The sequence below is a fragment of the Pseudoalteromonas sp. MMG005 genome (assembly GCF_018101015.1).
GTDB classification, from domain to species: Bacteria; Pseudomonadota; Gammaproteobacteria; order Enterobacterales; family Alteromonadaceae; genus Pseudoalteromonas; species Pseudoalteromonas aurantia.
Genome location: NZ_JAGJEK010000032.1, coordinates 18,712 through 40,338, shown reverse-complemented (window position 1 = coordinate 40,338; position 21,627 = coordinate 18,712). Strand labels below are relative to the sequence as shown.

The window sequence follows — 21,627 nt, the reverse complement described above, 5'->3', positions numbered from 1 at the left end:
TCCACACCATTAAAAGGTTACTGAAATATAATATTTTACTAGGATTAAATAGTTAGGCATCATAATTATATCAAGATACACTGTTGCATTTATGATTGGGTAAGATTTGTAGTGAAGAATTTTAATGAATACTATACTGATATTGTTCCTATTGGTGAAGGGGGCATGAGTCATGTATTTTTAGCTACAGATAAAAATTTGGGAAGGCGTGTTGCACTTAAGGTAATTAAGCAGGTTGAGCACAATTATGAAGATATAGTAGCAGAAGCACGCTTACTCGCTAAGCTGAATCATAGTAATATTGTACAGGTTTATAATGTCAGGAAACTTTCAAATGAATTTGCAATTGAAATGGAGTACGTACAAGGTGCGACATTAAACAATTATGTTCAGGAAAATAATGTTTTACTCGAAGAGAAACTCTCGCTGCTCATTGATATTGCAGAAGGACTTCACAGTGCTCACCAACAAAATATTTTACACTTAGATCTTAAACCTTCCAATATTCTGATTAATGAATCGAAAACGGCCAAAATAGTTGATTTTGGTATCTCTCAGTTAGTGGGTACAGAATCAAGCTCAAGTCCAAGCAGCTTCGGTAGTTTAACAGCCATGTCTCCAGAACAGTTGAGGCAAGAGCCTTTAGATATGCGTAGTGATTTGTTTTCTTTTGGGTTACTGGCTTATCAACTACTGACAGGAAGCCACCCTTACACCACACAAGCTAAAACCTGTGACGATAAAGGCATTGCAGAAGAGGTTAAAACGCGGGCATTAAATTTTAATGCCCGTAATATGCTAGGTATTCCTATTGAATTAGCTGAGCTGATAGATCATTTATTGCAATTTAAAAAAACAGAACGACCCAACGGCTGTATTGAAGTTATTCAACAGCTTAAACAAATTATGAGTACGGTAAGTTATGAGCAAAGTGGTGTTACTCAACCGATACCTGATTTGTCTGGGAGAAAACAACCTATCAACAGACGGTGGAAGACAGCTTCGTTGGTATGTTGTCTCTGCGGTATATTGGGGTTAGGGACTTGGTTATGGTTTACCCATTTACCTAAAGTGTATGTTGCCGCATTACCTGTAGAGTTTAGTGATAATACTGGCGAATTACGCGCGCAAAAACAAGTTGTTGAATCAACTTTAAAAAATGCGATTGAACAGACTTTTATTACTGATGAACGATATTCCGTCATTCCTGCTCGCGAAATTCGTCATGTTATGCAACTTTATCGACAAGATCCAAAAAATAATGATTTACGAGCAATAGCCAAAGCACTGCAGGCTGAAATATTACTGTTGCCCAATGCACGCTGTACCGTGTATGCATGTGAAGTAGAGTTTGATGTGATTGATGTTGAATCATTTAACACGGTTGCAAGTGATCATTTCTCTGTGGCTGTTGATAGCCCTTCTAAATTCCTAACGGCTATGATGCAAAGTTTGCAACAGGTTATTACAAGTCAGAACAAGAGTGTAAGCAATACGATTGCGGCTGAGGATTACAATGAGTACTTTTCTTTGATGACGATGGTTACTCAGCAAGGTAAAAGCAATGAAGACATTTTAGCGGCACTACGCAAGATCATCGTACGTTCACCAGATTTTTATCCCGCTTATAATTTACTTAAGTCTGCGACTATTAAATACTTTAGAAAGACAGATGACCAGTCTGTGTTAAAGCAATCTATAAACATTTTAGACTCTGCACCTGCGCAATACAGACAGAGCTTGAATTATCTTTCAGGTTCTTTAGAGCTGTTACAAGCCTCGGGTAAGGTAAAAGAAGCCGAAGCATTACTGACAAAACTCGATAATTATGATTTCGATAACTATGAAAAGCTGACATTGAAAGGTGTTTATTATAAGCGAAGCCAAGCGTTTGAAAAATCTATCGATTACTTTTTACAGGCCAATAAACTGCGGCCAACATTAACTCTGTTGCGCAATATTTCTATTTTATACACGTATTTAGGCGACTATGAGAATGCGCTAGTGCATTTGGATAAAGTAGCCGAGTTGGCACCTGAAGATAGCCGTGCCATGCGCTTAAGAGCTGATTTATCATTGCTCACAGGTCAATTAAATAGAGCATTGCTTTTGTACCAGCAAGTGATTGAAGCTGTTCCTAATGACTTAGAAAGTTACTCTAACTTGGCAACCATTGCCACTCTTCAACAGCAATATCAGCAGTCAGAAACTTATGCTCGACATGCGGTAAAGCATGCACCGGAACATACCTTATACCTTTTAGGGCTTGCTGATACATTACTATTACAAGGAAAAAAAGAAGCAGCGCATAGTTATTATAGAGAGATATTGGCACTTACTGCGTCAACTCAAGAGTACACCAAGTTACTTGATCGCGCACAAGCATTGGCACATTTGGGGAAACATATAGACGCTTTAAAGGTATTGCAATCTCTGTATGAAGGGCATAAAAACAAGGCTGACTATTTATTCTCGTCAGCACTTGTATCTGTTTTGGCGAATGAGCCTAAATCAGCAGTTATCGCCATTGAACAAAGTATTAATGCAGGGTTAGCCCCTGTTTTTTATCAACTTAGCTGGTTTGACCGACTATGCGATGAAGCTGCGTTTATTACATTGCTCAATAGAGAGCAGCAACTTGCTCAAAGGTGTCACTTGCTGTAATTGTAAGTTAAGGGGCTTCGACCTTTAATGAGGGACTTCGACATCAATGATCACGACTCTAGGATCTTGTGAAAAGTGTCGAACCTCCGCTGCATCTCCGGCTTTTTTGGCGACAATCCTGAAATCTACGGCATATTCTGTTTTATCAGACAGGTCAACTTTTAACGCCGTATTCGGATTCTCTAACATGAGATGCAGGACTTCTTCAGGAATCGTTGCACCGGTTTGAATTGCAGTAATGTTAACTGTTAGTTCATGTCCGTTGGAATGTGTTTCGCTATCTAATTGATAATTGAAGTTATCTTGGGCATGAACAAACAAAGTTCCGTTTTCTGCGAATTTCCAGTCAGCTGTACTTGCTTGAGTCAGTGTGTATTTAAGTACGATTGTGTGAATGTTGTTTTGTACGTTTATGCGTGTTTCTTCAGCTGGTTTTTCGTTAGAGTCACTAATCGTCCAGTTTTTGCCATTATCTTTCGGTTCTACGGTGAAATTTAAGGTCTTCTTTGCCATTATCAGCGTCCTTTGTTAGTTTTAATATGTCATCGTACAATGATGAGAGCTTACATTGTAACTATAGCAATACTACCACTTCTATGAGACTTATTATTGTTTGATAGTGAAGAGATAAAATTTAAAAGAAGCGCCGATAATAGAAGAGTGAATTCAGCGAAGGCTATTGGAGCGTATTTCTTCAATGTAGCGTATGAAGCAAGCAAAATGCATGAGGTGTTACCTCATGCATAACAACGCGATTATAATGCTTTAAAACGGATAGCGGTGCCGCCACTGGGGGCGAGCGTTAAGGTCAGCGTGTCTTTTGCGGTAACGATTTGCTTATTGATTTGTATATCATATGGATTATTTTTCCACTCTGCCTGTTTTCCATCTTGATAAATATGTGCTTCATATTGGGTGTTTTCACTTAGAAAGTTCAATTTAACCGTGTGTGTTCTGGCCTGCTCATCAGTAATTGCACCAAGGTACCAGTCGTTGCCACTATAATTACCTCGTTTCCTTTCTTGCCTTGCAAAAACAACGTAATCACCCACTTCACCCGCTAAGGCAATACTTTGCTCCCAATCGGTCGGGACATCTTTAATAAACTGAAAAGCATCGGGCTTAGCGAGATAGTTAACAGGTAAATCTGCCGCCATTTGAATGGGGCTATATAAAACTACGTACAGAGCGAGTTGCTTAGCGAGTGTGGTTTGAGGTCGGTTAGTGTTCTCGCCCAGACCATTAAAACTCATGTCAAAAATGCCAGGCGTAAAGTCCATAGGCCCTGCGAGCATACGGGTATAAGCAAGCAAAGTCGTATGTTCAGGCGGGTTTGGAGGTGTTCCCCAAGCGTTAAATTCTTGCCCTCTGGCTCCTTCGCGCGCTAACCAGTTGGGGTAGGTACGACGTAACCCCGTATCTTTTATCGGTTCATGTGTGTTTATGCTGATTTTATACTTGGCTGCGAGTGTCACATTGGCTAAATACTCATTCACCATGAATTGACCGTCATGCCATTCAAAACGCGCATTGCCTCGCTCGTCTATACGCTTGATGTTACCTCCATCCGCAACGTAACCGGTCTTTACTTGATGAACACCTGTTTGTTGATAGAGTTTGAAGGCCGCTTCCATTTGTGTTCGATAATTACTGACGCTCCCTGAGGTCTCATGATGGCCAATAAGCCGAGCCCCCACTTTTTGACCATGCTCAGCTATGGCATTAATGTCAAAGTCATCATAAGCTTTGGTAAAGCTGAATACGTCGCCATTAGAAAACCAATCACCATCCCAACCTAGGTTCCACCCTTCGACTAACACACCATCAAAGCCATGCTCAGCTGCAAAGGTGAGATACGCTTTTGTGTTTTGAGTTGTCGCGCCATGCTTGGCACCACTGCCCCAAGTGTTTTTACCAATATGCATGCCCCACCAGATACCAAGGTATTTACCTGGTTTGACCCATGAAACGTCTCCCAGTTTGTTTGGCTCATTTAAATTTAGAATTAAATGCGAATTTAAGAGGCCAGTCGCTGAATTACTAATTTGAATGGTACGCCATGGTGTTTTAAATTGACCATTGGTTTTGACTGCAACACCATCAGACCAAGGAGTTAAGTCAGCAACGAATGTCCCTGGACGACGTTGATTCAGTGTCATGGCTGCATAGTCAACAAGGGCTGCTTCATGAACACTGACGTGAACGCCATCGGCATTTCTAAGAGTAAATGGTGTGTGGACATGGCTTGCTTTAGGTAACGAGGTGGTGTTATAGGTATACTCATAGCGATTCCATCCGCGTGCAGGTATCCACCAAGCCGTGCTATTGTGCGCATCTGCAAAATTAAACTCTGTTAATTCACGAGTAATATAGCGAGCATTGGGTTTATTGACTTCATATCGAAATCCGATACCATCATCAAATGCGCGCACGCGCAGTATGTATGCAATATCTTGCGTCGTTTTATCCTTCAGCACTACGCTTAATTCGTTATGATGGTCAGTGATTGTACGTGCCTCTCCCCACGGCTGCTGCCATTGATGGTGTGCACTGTTCTTGTTATGTTTAGCTATCGCTAGGTTGCTGCGCATTGCTGGGTGATGCTGAAAATCAAAACCAAGTTTGGAGCCGTTAATGATTTTTTTATTGTTGAAGGAGACGCTATAAGTGGGTGGCCCTTGCTCATCAGAGATAGAAAAAACAATATTATTATTTGGTGAACTTACAGAGTGTACGGTAGCAAAAGCAGTACACGATAATAAGCTAACAGTTAATGATAACGACGTGAGTAAACGCATAACAGGTTCCTAGTTAAGCATGTTAGTGGTGAGGTAGGGTTAGCATACTGCGCTGCAATTTCAGGATGAATAGCTTGCATACGTATTCATAATGAATGATAAGTTTGGTTGTACCGGTCTGTTTATATTCGGGTGTAAAAATACGAATTTGTGTATAGATAACCTATACTAAAATATAAGCGGTTTCACACATAAAAATTGGTAAAAGATGAAAAAATTTATAGGGTTATTGTGTTGGTTAGGATTTTCTTGCCAAGCATTAGAGCTGACAGTGAAGGATACACAAGGCCAACCTTTAGTCGGTGCGGCTGTGTGGCTTGAGGGGAAGCAATGGTCAGTAAATGATATCTCACTTTCACAGCAATATAATATGGGACAAAAAGATCGAAACTTCACGCCACATGCTTTAATTGTGCCGCAAGGGGCCAAGGTTGATTTTCCTAATTTTGATTCAATTTTACATCACGTATATTCTTTCTCAGAACCCAAAGCATTTGAATTAAAGCTATATCGCGATAAGCCCCAAGCCCCGATCACCTTTTCTCAGACTGGTGTTGTGGAGCTTGGCTGTAATATTCATGACTGGATGCTAGGTTACATTTTGGTGGTGAACTCAGGGGTATTTGGTTTAACTGACATCAATGGCAAGGTTAACTTGCCAGTGATGGAAAATCAGTTAGGCACAACGACGTTGAAAGTCTGGCATGAACGCTATGAAAATTTAGATAAACCAGAGTCAAAACAGCTGAACATTGTGCAAACTAATCAGAAAATACAGTACCAATTACAACAACCATTGCTTGATAAATTGGACTTTTTAACGGATGAAACGGATGGCTATGAATAAAAGGGTCACAGTGATTGGCAGCTTGTTTTTTCTGTTTGCTAATCAATCTTATGCAGTTGAGGGGCAGCTACACGGCTTGGTTGAAATAAGTGCGCATGATCGCAGTGAACAAAAATCGTGGACCGCGGGTGGTTGGGGGATGAGTCGTTTTGGTACGCAAAGCAATGTACTTAATATTTCCAGAGGTGTACTCGAAGGTCGCGTTGATTTGAGTTCTGCATGGTCTGGTCATGCTGTTGCACAATATGTCCCTGACCAAAATGATAAGCTTGGTTTTACTGAAGCTTATGTCAATTATCAACCTCTTTCAAAACGATATCAGTTTAGGTCTCGTATTGGTGCCTTTTATCCTCGTATGTCGCTTGAAAACCCCAGTTTAGGTTGGTCTTCTCCTTATACTTATCAGTATTCCGCCATTAATGCTTGGATAGGGGAAGAAGTACGCACGTTTGGTGCTGAGTTTGAAATTAAGCGTCCAGCTAGGCGGTTTCGCAGCAAATATGATATCAGTTTTTTAGGGGCGCTTTATAAAGGTAATGATCCTGCGGGTACGCTAGTAGCTTGGCGTGGTTTTACGCCTCATGACAGGCAGTCAGTGATTAATGAGCGGGTCCAATTTGCTCCTTTGTATGCACTTATGGCACCGCAATTGGCGCACCAAGGTCAGTATGTAGAGCCATTCAGTGAAGTGGATGGACGCTTTGGTTATTACTTTGGTACGCATATTGGGTATTTGAAAAAACACACATTGCGGTTGTATTGGTATGATAACAATGGTGACCCATCGGTGCTCAATCGCAACACACAGCAATATGCGTGGGACACTAAATTTTGGAGTTTAGCGTGGCGTAGTAAGCTATCAAAACAGACTCAAGTCATTATGCAAGCTATGGTTGGTAACACGGCTATGGGCGCGCGCAGAGGCGTAGATAATGATTTTAATAGCTGGTTTGTGATGCTCAGCCATACATGGCAGAATTATAGAGTGAGTGGCAGGCTGGAACAATCTAAAGTAACCGATAAAGATTTCTGGGAATTTGACCCCAATAATAGTGACACACAGGCTGTTACTTTCAATATTCGCAAACAGCTGAGTAAACAATGGCAGTTAGGAGTTGAGTGGCAATATTTAGATACTCACGCTGAATTCCGGCCGCCAGTAGGTCGTGATGCACAACAGCAAGAAACCCTTTATAGAGCGACTGCAAAGTACCAGTTTTAGCGTGTGTATTAAAATGTGCGCCAGATATACCCTGGCGCTGGTGGGCTAATCACATAACCGATTTAATCCATTAAGGGCTGCCACCCGATAGGCTTCTGCCATTGTGGGGTAGTTAAAAGTGGTATTAACAAAGTATTCGACATTATTACCCACGCCTTTTTGTTCCATAATTGCCTGTCCAATATGGACAATTTCGGACGCTCGTTCACCAAAGCAGTGTACGCCTAATAATTCTTTGGTTTCCGCATGGAATAGCAGTTTTAAACTGCCGACTTCGGTGCCCGTGATCTGCGCACGCGCTAAGTGCTTAAATTGCGCTCTACCAACTTCATAGGGTATTTTTGCCGCGGTGAGCTCTTGTTCAGTTTTACCGACAGAGCTCATTTCAGGGATTGTATAAATTCCAGCAGGGATATCAATAATCAACTTGTCGGCACTATCGCCTTGCACGATTGCATGGGCTGCAATTCGGCCTTGATCAAAAGCAGCGCTAGCTAGACTCGGATAACCTATTACATCGCCAACGGCATAAATATTATCAATGTCAGTTTGATAGTTCCCATTTACCTTGAGCTGGCCTCTTCCATCAGCTTTTAATCCTACAGCAGCCAGATTTAAATCGTTGGTGTTACCGGTACGACCATTGGCAAATAAAATACAGTCTGCTTTAACACGTTTTCCTGATTTCAAATGCAATATTACGCCGTCATCTCTTCCCTCTACGGTAGCAAATTCTTCGTTGTGACGAATAACGATACCACTATTCCAAAAGTGGTAACTGAGTGCATCAGATATCTCTGCATCCATAAAGGCAAGCAGTCGATCTCGGGTATTAATTAAGTCTACTTTTGCACCGAGCCCTTTGAAAATAGAAGCATACTCACAGCCAATGACACCGGCACCATAGATAATGACACGTTGCGGATTGTGCTTTAAGCTTAATATAGTATCACTGTCATAAACACGAGAATGTGTAAAATCCACTTCGGGAGGGCGATAGGGGCGAGAGCCCGTAGCTATCACAATTGTTTGCGCTGTTAATACTTCTTGAGAGCCATCATCATGTTGTACTTTTATCGTGTGTGCATCGATAAAACTGGCATCGCCTTGATATAAATGAATTCGATTTCTATCGTAGAAGCTACTGCGCAGGTTAGATTGCTTTGAAATAACGGTACTGGCATGATTCAAAATATCTTGAAATGTGTGGCGTTGTGGCTTCTCTGTGAAACGATATAGAGGATTGGCTTTATATTCTATTAAGCGACTTACTGAATGACGTAGCGCTTTGGAAGGAATTGTTCCCCAGTGCACGCAGCCTCCACCAACAGCCTGCTGGCGCTCTATAACGGCGACGCGCTGTTGGCTTTTAGATAGATTCATAGCTGCACCTTCACCACCGGGCCCCGTGCCAATGATGATTGCGTCATACTGGTAGTTTTTTACTTCTTTTTCTTCAGGGGAACTTTGTTGTTTAGTCACAGCCTCTCCTCAACGTTAGACTAAAGAGGCTGTGAAACTCCGCTAAACGTTGAATGACGGTTTTAGCAGCCTCGCATTTAATGCTAGCCATGCTTGTTTTTGCTCGTGCCAAGCAGCTTCGAGCTCTTGGTACTGCGTTGCGAGCAGTGATTTATCACACTGCACGCGCATGGAATCTTTTTTGGCTTCTAATAGTGCTTTTTGCGCGACACAAAATGTCTGCAGTTTTTTTAGAAGCAAGTCATACTCTTGTTGTAACAATGTAAGCTTATCTTGCGCCAAAGGCAATTTTGCTAAGCGTACTTTTGTTTTAAGTAGTAACGTTTCCGCTTTGGCTTTTTCAATTCGCTCTACAGGGGTCCGTTTAAGTTTATAGGCTAGCCCCAAAGCAGCCATTGTACGGATCATCCATTTCGTTGGATCGTAATGATACCAGCGAATGCCATTGCGATAATCACTTGCAAAAATATGATGAAAGTTATGATAACCCTCTCCATAGGTGAATAACGCTAAAAACCCATTATCACGCGCGGTATTTTTCTCAGTATAGGGTCGAGAGCCCCAGATATGCGCCAGTGAATTGATGAAGAAGGTAAAGTGTTGACTCAGCACCAACCTTAATACTCCCGCCAATAGTAGCATTGCAATAATATCACCCACAAGCACACCCAGTAACAATGGAATACCTAGGTTAGTTGCGAGTACGAGCTTTAAATAATGGCGATGCTGGAACATCACGATTTTGTTACGTTGTAAATCACGGGCATTACTGTAATTTCCATAACTCTCACCTTGATGATCACGAAGCATCCACCCTATATGGCTATACCAAAACCCATTGGTTGCTGCATAGGGATCTTTGATTGGGTCATCGACTTGACCATGGTGGACTCGATGATCACTACTCCAATGCAAGGCACTGTTTTGCAATGCAAAAGCTCCGCCTATTGCGAATATCCATTGTATCACGGGGTGTGCATCATAAGCCTTATGAGCCCATAAGCGATGGTACCCAGCAGTAATAGATAGTCCAGCATAGAACATACAAGCTGTGAATACAGCCCAATGTGTTGCGGTATAGCCATATTCATAGCCATACCAGGGTACCAATGTGATGGCAGCCAAAAAGGTGATGCTAAAGAACAGCACATTTGTCCAAATAATCGGCGGTTTTTTCATTATTTAAATCTCAGCGTACACTTGTACGCTAAAATAGTATTTCATTCTGCTGCCGTCAAGTATTAGACTCTACAATGTTTGAACTAATTATATATGGAATGAAAAATGTCAGGTGTACGTGCGCAGCAAAAACAAAAAACTCGACAAGCGCTGATAGAAGCCGCTTTTAACCAGTTAAGTGCGGAACACAGTTTTTCAAATATTAGTTTACGTGAAGTCGCACGTGAAGCAGGTATTGCCCCCACTTCTTTTTATCGCCATTTTAAGGATATGAATGAACTAGGGTTAACCATGGTGGATGAAGCTGGTCTTACATTGCGCCAGTTGATGCGTCAAGCTAGGCGACGAATAGCAAACGGTGGCAGTGTCATAAATACCTCAGTGCAAACCTTTATGGAATTTATTGATACATCAAGTAACCAGTTTAGATTATTGCTCAGAGAACGCTCAGGCACGTCTAAGGCGTTTCGAGCTGCAGTTGCAAGAGAAATTAAGCATTTTACGTTAGAGCTTGCACACTACCTAGAATCTGAAACGCCATGCAATAAAAACCATGCGTACATGCAAGCAGAAGCAATGGTTATTTTAGTTTTTAATGCGGGAGCTGATGCACTAGATCAAGATAGTCAACAACTTAGTGAATTAACAGAACGTTTGATTTGGCAGCTCCGCTACATTGCTCGAGGCGCTGCACATTATGGTGGCCACTAGTCACTCTTCAGGAAAATAGTTGAAGTAAAAACTCTTTTAATACTTTTTTGGTATTTATATTCTAATCGTCAAAATTCTCGTTCATAAACCCGAAAATGTTAATTTTTTGTTTTTTAAATAGCCAGTTAGATCAAGTTCTTGCTGGTTATTTGTGCTACTTCCATACTTTATTGTTATTTTAATGTTAAATTCGATCCATTACTCTAAATAAAATATTCACAATTGTTTGCTGTGTGTATTTCTTTATTTATCACATCTGTGTAAAGGAGTTAGGATGAATACGCTTTCGATATCCGCTATTAGTGGCTTGATGAGTATTGCATTTGGTAGTCATGCAATAGAGCAGCAGAATTTAATGAACCAAAGTCATATTTGGGCACAAGTACAGAAAAAAATTGTTCAGTCCAATATGGCTTTAAAAGCAGAGAAAAATCTGTCAGAGCTCACCATTAATTATCGAGCGATGAAGACCGTTGGTGCCAATAATCGTTATCAGCACTATCAAGTATATGTTGGCAATATTCCCGTTTTAAACAGTCGCTTTGTTCTATTAGTCGATAAACTAGGCGATATCGAACAAGGTCTAGGTAGTGCTATTATTGCTGAAGAAGAATTCGCTACCTCTATACCGGATATATTTCGTTTAACCGAAACTCAAATTAAGCATACTTTAACAAAGCAGTTTATTGCGGATGGGATCCCGTTCACAAATGAACTGTCATTTAGCAAGGCGTTCATGTTGGATGAGAACGAACTCCAAGCCGTTTTTGTTGCACGAGTGCACACACCTGAGCGGCGAGTAAACTTCATTATAAACGCAGAAACTCTAAAAGTGATCCGAAAAGACAATGATATTGATGGGTTAAATCCTCAAGCAGAGTTGATTGCTGGAGGAGGAATTGGCGGTAATGAGAAATTAGGGGCGGTTTGTTATTCTCCAGCTCCAATGAGTATGAACAATTGCTTATCTTACAAGTTTCAAGCAACCGATGTCGCAGCTGCTGAGGTATTGTTTACAGATAATAATGTAAGTCTTTTTAGTGCATTCTCAGGGTACCCGTTCATTGTCACTAAAGAGCAGGGAAATTGTGCGCTAGAAAACCCTTACGTAAAGACCATCGATTATATCGCTGACAAAACAAAAGCAGCCAGTTATCAATGTAGTAACTCAAACGAGAATTTTGATAAGGAAACAATAGACAATCAGTATTATGATTACTACAGCTACTCAGGCTTAAATGATGCTCACTTCAATGCTGGCCTAGTGATGCAGTATTACCACCAACTTTTAACAGAGATGTTCCCTGATCAAGGATCTACCTGTGAGGCAACGGGTTTTTGCTTAAAGCAATTATTACAGAATGTAGGCAACAACACGTATGGTAACTCGCAAGCCAATTGGGACGATACCCATGTGAATTACGGCACAGGGAATTATGGGGGAACACATTACTACCATACAACCTTAGATATAGTGGCTCATGAGGTCAGTCATGCGGTAACGTTTTGGAATAGCCAGTTAAATGCCAGCGGTCAAGATGGTGCATTGAATGAAGCGTTTTCAGACATTGCAAGCGTCGCAGTATTTGATTATTTTTCACAATATGTTCGGGGCTCATACCGCCAATCAACTGCATTTAAAAACAAATCAGTGGATCAGGTTACAAGTCATGATGGTAATCGAAAATGGTGGTACGGCTGGGATGTCTTATATGAAGACACGGGAGCTCGGTATTTTGAGATGCCTTCTTGGGATGGCAAGAGCATTGACCACTTTAAGTCATACGAACCGAGTCAGTCGATATATAGTACAGCGGGTGTTTTTAGAAAAGCCTTTTATGAATTGGTAAAAACGCAAGGTTGGAGTATTCAAGATGGATTTAAGTTATTTCTTCGAGCCAACGTAAATTGTTTTTTTACCGGCGCATCGGTGCAAGATGCTGGTATGTGTTTGATTGACCAAGCGCGGTTTTTTAGTCACATAGGCACAGAGAGTGAAGTAACAGCACAAATAGATAACACTTTGCACTCGGTAGGAATTGTTGCGAATAACACACAACTTTCTTCATTAGAATTTGATAGTGCAATGCATTACGACACAGTTAGTTATACTTTAAATAGTATTGCTGCCACTGATATAAAAGAGATCGAGGTTGAGTGGGGTGATGGCACTAATGAACGTTGGCAAAAAAGTAACAATTCAGCTATTCACCCATTCTTACAACGCTCGCGCGTTTTAGATATTGATGAACTTATTCGGTTTAAGCTCACAGTCACAAAAACAGACAGTACAAAGTTGGTGGGCTTTAGGCATTATTTTAGTCGAGCTGTGAAAGCCGCATGTGCACCAACGCTTGCACAAGGAAACTCTCCGTTGTCTTCACTATCTATCAACGCGCAGAGCGTGCCCTTAGCGCATCAACCTTACCAAAGTGTCCTGACGCCTACTCTACTTATGAATAAGCATAGTGAACAGCAATTGCAATTTGACAATACGCTCAATGGTAAACTCGTGTCGGTATTATTTGATAATAACCGTGATGGTTTGTTTTCATCGAATGAACTAATCATAGAGAATCAAGTGATTAATAATGGACAAGTGCGTTTTAAACTAAAAGATCAAACAACCGCTGGTATTGGCTTGATGCGATTATCATTTGGGGGGAAATATACATTCTATGATACGTGTGGATATGCAAAAGCATCTCAAGTAATTGATGTGAAAACGGACGTTGATGTGCCTGAACTTCCGATACAAGCAAGTTTTAGCTACCAGTTGTTGGCGAATAACCAGATTAAGTTTATCAATACTTCTCAAGTAAATAAGGTTCGTCAACCGAGTTACTATTGGCAATTCGGGCATGATAACCAAACGAGCCATAATGAGCAGCCTGAAACGGTGAGTTATCCGTTAACAAATGGAACTTATCGAGTGTCACTGCGAGTTACTTACCAAGATGGCAGTGGGCAAACAGATGAAGTGACTCAGGATATAATACTGACTGCCCCATCAGAGTGTAAAAGCAGAATCACTACGTCAAACAATGCGCAAGCGTTATATATTGATGAAATGCATGTATGGACATCTATTCACAACCGTAATCTCATCGCAAATGCGTCAGGTACAAATAATACTGGTTATAAAAAGCATGCAACTAACCTCGAGTTTTTACGCCGTGCAGAATTAAATGTAGATATCAAATCTAATGTATTAAATGAAGCAACGATCGATAGGCTGTTAAGCCGCGACAATCGTGATGTACGTCTTACTGTTTGGGTTGACCAAGACAAAGATAAAGTATTTCGTTCTGATGAATCTAATAGTTTCGATATGAGTGGTAACTACACCAAAGACTGCAATAACGGCCAATGTCGAATAAAAGCTAGCCAAGCCATATTTTTACCCAGCATGTATTGGTGGCAAAAAAAGAACTTCACACTTCGAGTCCGACTTGAAGAGCATCCTTTGACTGAATTTGGTCACGATGGCTGTAGTAACTTCAACTATGGTGAGGTTGAAGATATGGAAATTACAGTGAAAGGTCGTTAACGCCACCATTTTATCCCGTCATATATAGCCGTAAGGTCCTTACATAGATAGATGTAAGGGCCCTGAGCGTGAGCTCAAAATTCAATGTGTTTTGTTATAAAATAATAAGGAAAACAGATGAAAATCTTAAGTTTATCTATTGCATTGGCGTTAGGTGGGGCTTCAATTTCTGCGCACGCTTCGCAGTCAGATATCGCCATGACTGCCGCTGCGCCGTATTTTAATGTTGAACATGGTTTTGCACGTACAAACCTTAAAACAAAAGAAAACAATCAGGCTTTAAAAGATCGATTAAATAAATATGGGTTGAATAAACACAACCGCCCACACTTATTTTCTTTAATAAACAAACAGCTTGAATCAGGGTATACATCTTCTTCGTTTTTCGGTGCACAGGGTCTTGAAAGTACGGCTGAGGAATGTGATGCACATCGTGTCAGCTTATGTTCATTTTTCAAGCATATGGGAGTTGAAGTTCTCACGCCTCCAGGAACAGATGAAGAGCATTTAGTGATCTCTGCGTTAAATAGTGAGAATAAAACCACTGATTATACTTTTATTGATATTACATTAGTGGATGAAAAGGGCAGTTCAATTACGTTGCCGCGCTATGCTGAGTATTTTGGGGATGGGCCAGAAAAAAAACGAAAATCAATTTACTCTTCAGTGAAAGTTGCTGATGCCTTACAAAAACTGAAAACGGTTGAACGTGTTTATGCCGATGCCTGGGTGACTGTAATCTATACGGATGCCAGTGGTAAAGAAGTCGTTGAAGACCGCAACTCTAAAGTAGAATATTCAAAAGACACCATATTAGCGCTGTTGGGTTACGTAGCACCAGATATGTTGGTTAGTTCAGCAGCTGAACTTGAACAGCAAAACTTCGATATGGATATATTGAGAGCATCGAATGGTGCATATGGTGCGAATGTGTCTCACCCGAGGGATGTTCGCTCAGCTGCAGGCCCGACAACGCCAGATCAAAAAATTATCGTGTGTCTTAATCGAAATTACGGCGATTGTGATTATGAGAATATTTACCCAACTAATACACCCAATGATCAGCTTAAGTTAAAGATCCCATTTGTGGGTGAATACACCATGCTTGGCAAAGTGTCACGTATTTATCGCTCTGATTGGAGTGTGTTAGACGTAATAGAAAACCCAGATGGCACAACCAAGTTGGTGCCGGGCGGACAAGTTGAAAAGCCAGCTGTACTTGACTTTGGTACTAATATTTTTATTCAAACGAAAGAGGGAGGTGGGGCAACGACTATTTCAGGGGATCAATATAGCGATATACAGAATTTCTTTGCTGATAACCTCAATGTTGAGTACATCACCGTTGGGCGACGCACCACGACCAAGTTATCTTGGAATATCCCTCGAAACCAAGGGGTTTTTGGTGATGCATCACTTTATGGCCGTTATCAAGATGCGAATTGGGTGATGAATATAGCGGTAGATAATGCGCCTCGACCTAACCAAACGCCACGCGCTGAAACAATTGTTATTGGATCCGCTGGGTTAGCGGGGTCTTGGGAAAATACTGACCACCCACAAATGCAAATCGTTTATAGCTGCTTGGCCGAAGGTAGCCTTATTACATTACCAGATGGCAGTCAATTACCGATAGAAACATTAAGTGTTGGCGATACCGTTCTAGGGGCAAGTCAATATCACCCGACTCAAAAGTTGAATCTTGAAATTGCTGATATTTCAATTGGCGTTGAGGCTATTCCCATGATCCAGCTAACAACCAAAGATGGAAAAACACTGCTGTTAACTGAGTCTCACCCTGTCATTACGCAATCAGGAGAGTCGGTATGGGCAAAAGATTTGCAGCTAGGTGAGCATATTCATACTCAAGGGGCAATGCAATTTATTAGCAAAATTGAGCAGGTAAAGTTTGATGGCAATGTTTATAACCTGCGTTTGAAGCGAACCAAGAAAGATCCTGTCGAGCTGGAGGGAGAAACTTTTAGCATGTTTGCAAATGGGATTCAGGTGGGCGATTTAGCAATGCAAAGTAACAACGAATTCAAAAATGTGATTGAAACAGAACAAGATGTACTGAATCGCATACCAGAAACTTGGCATAAAGATTATTTGAATAGCTTACGCTAATCAAGGAATGGCTCTGATGATTTTTGGGGCCGAACACACGGAGAGACATTATGAGAAATTTTGTTTATACCCCAGTATTGCTGGCTTTGTTCAGTACGGCGAGTTTTGCCGCAAGTATAACGCCCTCTTTTGAAGAAGGGGCTAAGCCTAAGATATTATCAAACAGTAGCGATAATATTGATTCAGTTCCACTAGGTACGGCCTATAAAAGTAAGGGTCAAGTTTTTCTAGGGTTACAGTCAGTAACAGGAGCGGAAGTCGAAGATTTAGGTAATTCAAAAATTGATTTTAGAGTGGGCGTCGATTTGGGCTACGAGCAAGCGCTTAAACTTATTGATGGGAAGGTGGACGCAGGCTTCAAGTTTCCGGCCGTTCGCATTGATGCTGGCGCCAATTATGCCAAAGATATTAGCGCGGATAAGTATACGGGGACTTACACGGTGTATTCATCCGTTAAGCCCAAATCACGTATGTTAATGCCTGCATCAACAATGGGTTACCAGCCTACATTGGCCGCGCAAGACTTAGCTATTGCTGAGCCAGGTAATAAAGCAAGCAACTTAGGTGATGGCTTCGTTCACGGTTTTGCATATGGGTCTAACGTCGTTATTAACATGAAAATTGATTACCGGAATGAAGAAGATAAACGGTCTATCGGTGGCTACTTAAGTGTTGATTGGATTGGCAAAGTGAAAGTCAATGGTGAGCTTCAAAAGCTCGATGATAGTAAGCGGCAATCTATTAAAATCTCCGTAAGTGGTTATCAAAGTGGCGGTGATCCGAATCGATTATTGACGATTATTCCTAATGGCATTATGCGGTGTACATTACTAAATCCAGAGCCATGTTTTGCATTATTTGAGTCTGCAGTGAATTATTTGAAAACCGATTATATCAATCAATTTAATTCATTGGATGATTACAATATTACCGATACATATGTTGCGAATTATCAAGACTCAGGCCCAATGTTACAGCAACTGGTACCTGCTCAAGGTTATGTAGCCGTAAATTACTTAACCAAGCTGGTTGTAAAAGAGTTAACAAATCGCTGGATAACAGAACGGTTAACTTATCGTAGAGCCAAAAACTTACAACGCTATTATGCTTCTCAATTTTCCACTTTGGAGCTAAATCAACTGCACGAAATTGAGACTTCAAGCCGCAGTAATGCCAACTTATTTGCAGATATGGTGGATTATTGTGAGCAAAACCCTGAAGGGAGTTATTGTTTGGATTACGAGGCCGAAAACCTGAGTTATTACCGAGATTACAGCAGCTTTAGTCAGGTTTTAAAATAAGGATATGATCATGATAAGACAACTTATAGCCGCATCATCATTGATGTGCATTGCAGCAACGGTTCAAGCGAACACAGAATCAGAAACAAGCGCAAATTATAATGAATTAGGAGATCTACTAACGGTTCAACAGGCGCAAGGTCGATTCGCTTGGTTAGAGAAATGCTATGACGGTTTACTTGTTGAGGTGTGGGAACGTGCGTTTGATACAACCGATATCATCAGCAAAGAACAGAAGCTTGCGCAATTAAGGGCGTTATGGTTATCTCCGGAACGTCTTGCTCAAGGGCATGCGCAATACCTCACTTTTGCTAATTCAGATTTTACTAATCCATATAACTGGCATGCTGGGGCGAATGCAGCAGATGCATGCAGCACGATGCCACCTGAATATGTACCAGTTGCTTTAAAGACGACCGTTTTAAAAAATGCATATTGTGACAATGTTGCGTTTGATAGTGAATGGGAATGGATTGATAAGGTAACGCTTGATGACTTTAGTCATGACTCGGCACGCCACAGTTACACAGCTGTGTCAGGTAAGGTGATTACGTTATCAGCCGGAAGAGAGGCTTCTATGACGATAACACCGGGTAATAAAGAGCCGCAATATCCTTCTTATGTTGCGGCAAGAGTGTGGGTTGATTGGGATCAAGACGGTCAATTTTCAGACTCAGAAATGGTGTATAAATCGGCGTCAGACGGAGTGTTTAAATTTGCAATCAGTGTCCCGACTGAGCAGCCAGAAGGAGTGACGTTAATGCGTGTAGCCACTGACTCTGGAGGTGGTTCTGACAATGCGTGTAACCGTATCCATTATGGTGAAGTTGAAGATTACCTAGTGACAATTCGTTAAGGAGCAACCATGAAATCAATATATTTTACAATGCTGGTGGTAGGATTGACTAGCCAGTATGCATTAGCAAAAGAGTCATCACTAGCAAGTCAGCAGTCAAATGCAGGCTCAACTATATCGGGGTTAATCAATGATCATGTGTCAATCGGCACAGCCTATGATAGCCAGACCAAGCGTTTTTTGAATGTACAACCAATATCTGGACGTGTGGACGAAACGTTTGGAAATACAGAAGTTAAATTCAAAACCGGAATTGACATGAGCTATGATGATTTGCTCAGTACCTTGAATGGCAGTGTTGATATTGATGTTAATTTTCCCGTCGTGCGAGTTTCGGCCGGTGCGTCGTTAGCGAAAGAAATGGCATCGAGCACATATTCTAGTTCATATACATTTAGCGCAACGAGTACGCCTAAAAAACGACTGTTTTTACCTGAGGATAGTAATGTTGGGTATACGCTTACGCCTGCAGGGAGTGAAATAGCGAATAAGCACCAAGCGCGCATTCAACAGTTAGCAGGTGACGAGTTTGTGAGTGCAATAGAGTATGGCGCTAATATTATGGTCAACTTAAAAATAGATTATGGCAGTAATCGCGATAAATCTGAAATTGGTGGTTACCTTGATGTTGATTTATATGGCGGCGTATTTAACGTAGGCGGACAGCTTAAATATTTGCAAGATGATACAAAGTCATCAGTAAAAATCACCGTGAGAGCCATTCAACATGGCGGCGATCCGAAACAGTTACTGAGTATTATCCCTAATAATATTATTACGTGCTCCTTGGATAACCCTAAGCCGTGTTTTGATATGTTTTATGAAGCCGTGAAGTATTCAAAAGATGGCTTTAGAACACAGCTTAACTCATTGAGTGATTACAATGTTGTGCGTTATTACACTACGCGTTACGACAGTGCGTCATTAGCTATTCGACCATTAGTTGCTGATTATCAAAAAGTACGTAATGCAACGAAATGGATGATCAGTGAGTTGGAAGATGATTTTAAGCAAGCCGTGCTAGATGAGCAGCGTGCTACGAGTCTTTTAACCAGTTATTACGCCTATTTACCGGATTCGCAAAGTAACGCAGTGGAACAAATCCAAAAATTGGCATATGACAATGCATGGTTTTTATTCAATGCCGCACAGTTTTGCCGAGATAATCCGTTTGGTACATCCTGTGAGGTTGAAGTGCAAAAAATGAAAGATGATTGTACGCGTCGTGGTAAAACCTGTCCTGCAAGTTACGATGTTACGCAACTACAGCTACCTTCATCAGATCGTTTGGATTGGAAACAGTGTGAATTAGCTCGACAGGAAGCCGTTCGTGCGGGGGTGATCAGTGAAAATGAGAGTGTTAAATATCGCAATATGCGCTGGGCGCCAACGTTCATAAATGCTAAGACACCTGCAGTAGGTATATTAAATTGGCGATTATGTGAGGGTGCATTGAGTACTTACGGTACGGTATTTGGCACAGACTAAAGTAATGATAGAGCTAAAGTCAGAGACTTTGGCTCTAACAAGGACTGAGCATGAGACTATTATTTAGCTTTTTAATATTGTGCTTTTCGTGCGGTGTTGTAGCCCAGCGTTATTATAGTGAACGATATAGCCAATCTGATTTAGGGAAAGGGTTTGACCAAGAGTTACACCAAGAGCAGGACAGTTGTGTTACGGGGGATCTAAAATTTCATAGTGCGATGTCTGGCGAGCTTGACTACTTACAGCATCAGAACTCAGTAGCAATAAGTCGCAGAACGTTCGGTGAGATCCATGCAGGGGTAAACTTATTTATTGTTGCAGGTAGCGTTTCAACATCGATTAATCACCGAAATTCAACCGATAATTTGAGTTTAACCTCTCAACTACACCTTAAGCTTGATGAAGGGTATAGCACATTAGAAAACCGCTCGCTGGTGGCGGATTATGATAAAAAAGCATGTGGGGGTGCATTTATTTATCAACTTAATTATGGCCGAGATATATTTATTAATACACGTTTACACTTTCGCTCTGAAGCTGATTTTAAGCGTTTCGTCACGAAAATTAAAATACGTCTATTATTTTTCAAGAAAACCATCACTAAAGTGAAGTTAATTGAAAAATATGCAGCAAATGCAGTGTTAAGTATTGATGCAAATTCAAATGCTTCACTCCCCGCAGGTTTGACACAATTATTAAATAGCAATACACAGCATTGCAGAGGAAGTGATATCACGCCTTGTTTGAATACGTTACAGCGTTTATCCGATTATGTATTTGGGGATACTGGATTTACGAGTGATTTAAATAAGTTAAAGAAAGCACCTCGTAGTGTGGCGACGCGTTCTTATCAAGACTCTGGTCACTATGATCTGATGGATGCTGCGCAGGTACGAGTTGACCACCAATATGATCACATATGGCGCTCAGTTGAAGCGCGTTTTGGCGATGCTGTCCGACGACATACACGTGCTGAAGCATTTCTTACTATAGCGACTGAGAATGAGTATGATGATGCGCAAATTGAATATGATATGGCAACTCAGAATTTATCTGAATTAAGCGCACTGCGAGAAACATGTCAGCAGAGGCCATGGCTTGGGGAGTGTAGCTAATTTATTCACAAATGAAGCGAGTAGAGTTAATGAGCAGAGCTGACAACGGCATGTTGCTTTTTATAGATATTTAATTGCTTTATAAATCTACTACAGATCAAAAATAAAGATTAGGATTTATTCTTTTTAGATACACGAAGTGGTTAATATAGTCTTTATTTGTTTTTTTATTGGTTTTATTTTTCTTAAAAAAAGAATATTAGATTTATTTTTGAAAAAAATATGCTTGATCTTGGTTTTGAATGCATGATAAAACATAATTAATCCATCAACAGGACAACTTTGCT

General features: G+C 40.9%; 14 protein-coding genes. 10 read left to right on the top strand and 4 right to left on the bottom strand.

Features of this window, described 5'->3' with window-relative positions; genetic code table 11:
- Nucleotides 1-111 precede the first annotated feature (111 nt).
- Nucleotides 112-2,664, top strand: a complete 2,553-nt coding sequence (locus J8M01_RS24395) for a serine/threonine-protein kinase (protein WP_211059302.1) — start codon at nt 112-114, stop codon at nt 2,662-2,664.
- 24 nt (nt 2,665-2,688) lie between these two features.
- On the opposite strand, the gene J8M01_RS21625 is transcribed toward J8M01_RS24395, so the two are convergent.
- Both J8M01_RS21625 and J8M01_RS21620 read right to left on the bottom strand, forming a co-directional pair.
- A complete protein-coding gene (locus J8M01_RS21625) occupies nt 2,689-3,177 on the bottom strand; it encodes a hypothetical protein (RefSeq protein ID WP_211059301.1) in 489 nt (162 codons plus the stop codon).
- Nucleotides 3,178-3,419: 242 nt separating this feature from the next.
- Nucleotides 3,420-5,462: a glycoside hydrolase family 97 protein gene (locus J8M01_RS21620; RefSeq protein ID WP_211059300.1), complete on the bottom strand. Its 2,043-nt coding sequence runs from the start codon at nt 5,460-5,462 to the stop codon at nt 3,420-3,422.
- Between the two features lie 208 nt (nt 5,463-5,670).
- On the opposite strand from J8M01_RS21620, the gene J8M01_RS21615 reads away from it, so the two are divergent.
- Both J8M01_RS21615 and J8M01_RS21610 read left to right on the top strand, forming a co-directional pair.
- Entirely contained in the window at nt 5,671-6,309 is a 639-nt protein-coding gene (locus J8M01_RS21615; RefSeq protein ID WP_211059299.1) for a methylamine utilization protein, read from the top strand.
- Nucleotides 6,302-7,531 (top strand): OprO/OprP family phosphate-selective porin, encoded by a 1,230-nt coding sequence (locus J8M01_RS21610; protein WP_247671225.1) that lies wholly within the window; start codon nt 6,302-6,304, stop codon nt 7,529-7,531. Before J8M01_RS21615 ends, J8M01_RS21610 begins: the two co-directional genes overlap by 8 nt.
- Before the next feature lie 45 nt (nt 7,532-7,576).
- Here the strand turns inward: J8M01_RS21610 and sthA are convergent, their stop codons facing one another.
- Together sthA and J8M01_RS21600 are read right to left on the bottom strand one after the other, a co-directional pair.
- On the bottom strand, nt 7,577-9,013 hold the full coding sequence (sthA, locus tag J8M01_RS21605; RefSeq protein WP_211059297.1) for a Si-specific NAD(P)(+) transhydrogenase: 1,437 nt from the start codon (nt 9,011-9,013) through the stop codon (nt 7,577-7,579).
- A 42-nt stretch (nt 9,014-9,055) separates the two neighbouring features.
- Nucleotides 9,056-10,192 (bottom strand): fatty acid desaturase, encoded by a 1,137-nt coding sequence (locus tag J8M01_RS21600; protein WP_210997854.1) that lies wholly within the window; start codon nt 10,190-10,192, stop codon nt 9,056-9,058.
- A 105-nt stretch (nt 10,193-10,297) separates the two neighbouring features.
- Here J8M01_RS21600 and fabR point away from each other — a divergent pair, with 105 nt between their 5' ends.
- From fabR to J8M01_RS21565, 7 genes are all read left to right on the top strand, one after another.
- A complete protein-coding gene (fabR, locus tag J8M01_RS21595) occupies nt 10,298-10,903 on the top strand; it encodes an HTH-type transcriptional repressor FabR (RefSeq protein ID WP_192506238.1) in 606 nt (201 codons plus the stop codon).
- A 274-nt stretch (nt 10,904-11,177) separates the two neighbouring features.
- Nucleotides 11,178-14,453 (top strand): M4 family metallopeptidase, encoded by a 3,276-nt coding sequence (locus J8M01_RS21590; protein WP_211059296.1) that lies wholly within the window; start codon nt 11,178-11,180, stop codon nt 14,451-14,453.
- Between the two features lie 117 nt (nt 14,454-14,570).
- Entirely contained in the window at nt 14,571-16,580 is a 2,010-nt protein-coding gene (locus J8M01_RS21585; RefSeq protein WP_211059295.1) for a Hint domain-containing protein, read from the top strand.
- Nucleotides 16,581-16,630: 50 nt separating this feature from the next.
- Nucleotides 16,631-17,881 carry a hypothetical protein gene (locus J8M01_RS21580; RefSeq protein ID WP_211049522.1) on the top strand — a complete coding sequence of 417 codons (1,251 nt, stop codon included), beginning with the start codon at nt 16,631-16,633 and terminating at the stop codon, nt 17,879-17,881.
- A gap of 10 nt (nt 17,882-17,891) precedes the next feature.
- Nucleotides 17,892-18,737 (top strand): GEVED domain-containing protein, encoded by an 846-nt coding sequence (locus J8M01_RS21575; RefSeq protein WP_210997858.1) that lies wholly within the window; start codon nt 17,892-17,894, stop codon nt 18,735-18,737.
- A 9-nt stretch (nt 18,738-18,746) separates the two neighbouring features.
- A complete protein-coding gene (locus tag J8M01_RS21570) occupies nt 18,747-20,225 on the top strand; it encodes an internalin (protein ID WP_192506233.1) in 1,479 nt (492 codons plus the stop codon).
- Nucleotides 20,226-20,275: 50 nt separating this feature from the next.
- Nucleotides 20,276-21,340: a hypothetical protein gene (locus J8M01_RS21565; RefSeq protein ID WP_192506232.1), complete on the top strand. Its 1,065-nt coding sequence runs from the start codon at nt 20,276-20,278 to the stop codon at nt 21,338-21,340.
- The last annotated feature ends 287 nt before the right edge of the window (nt 21,341-21,627 follow it).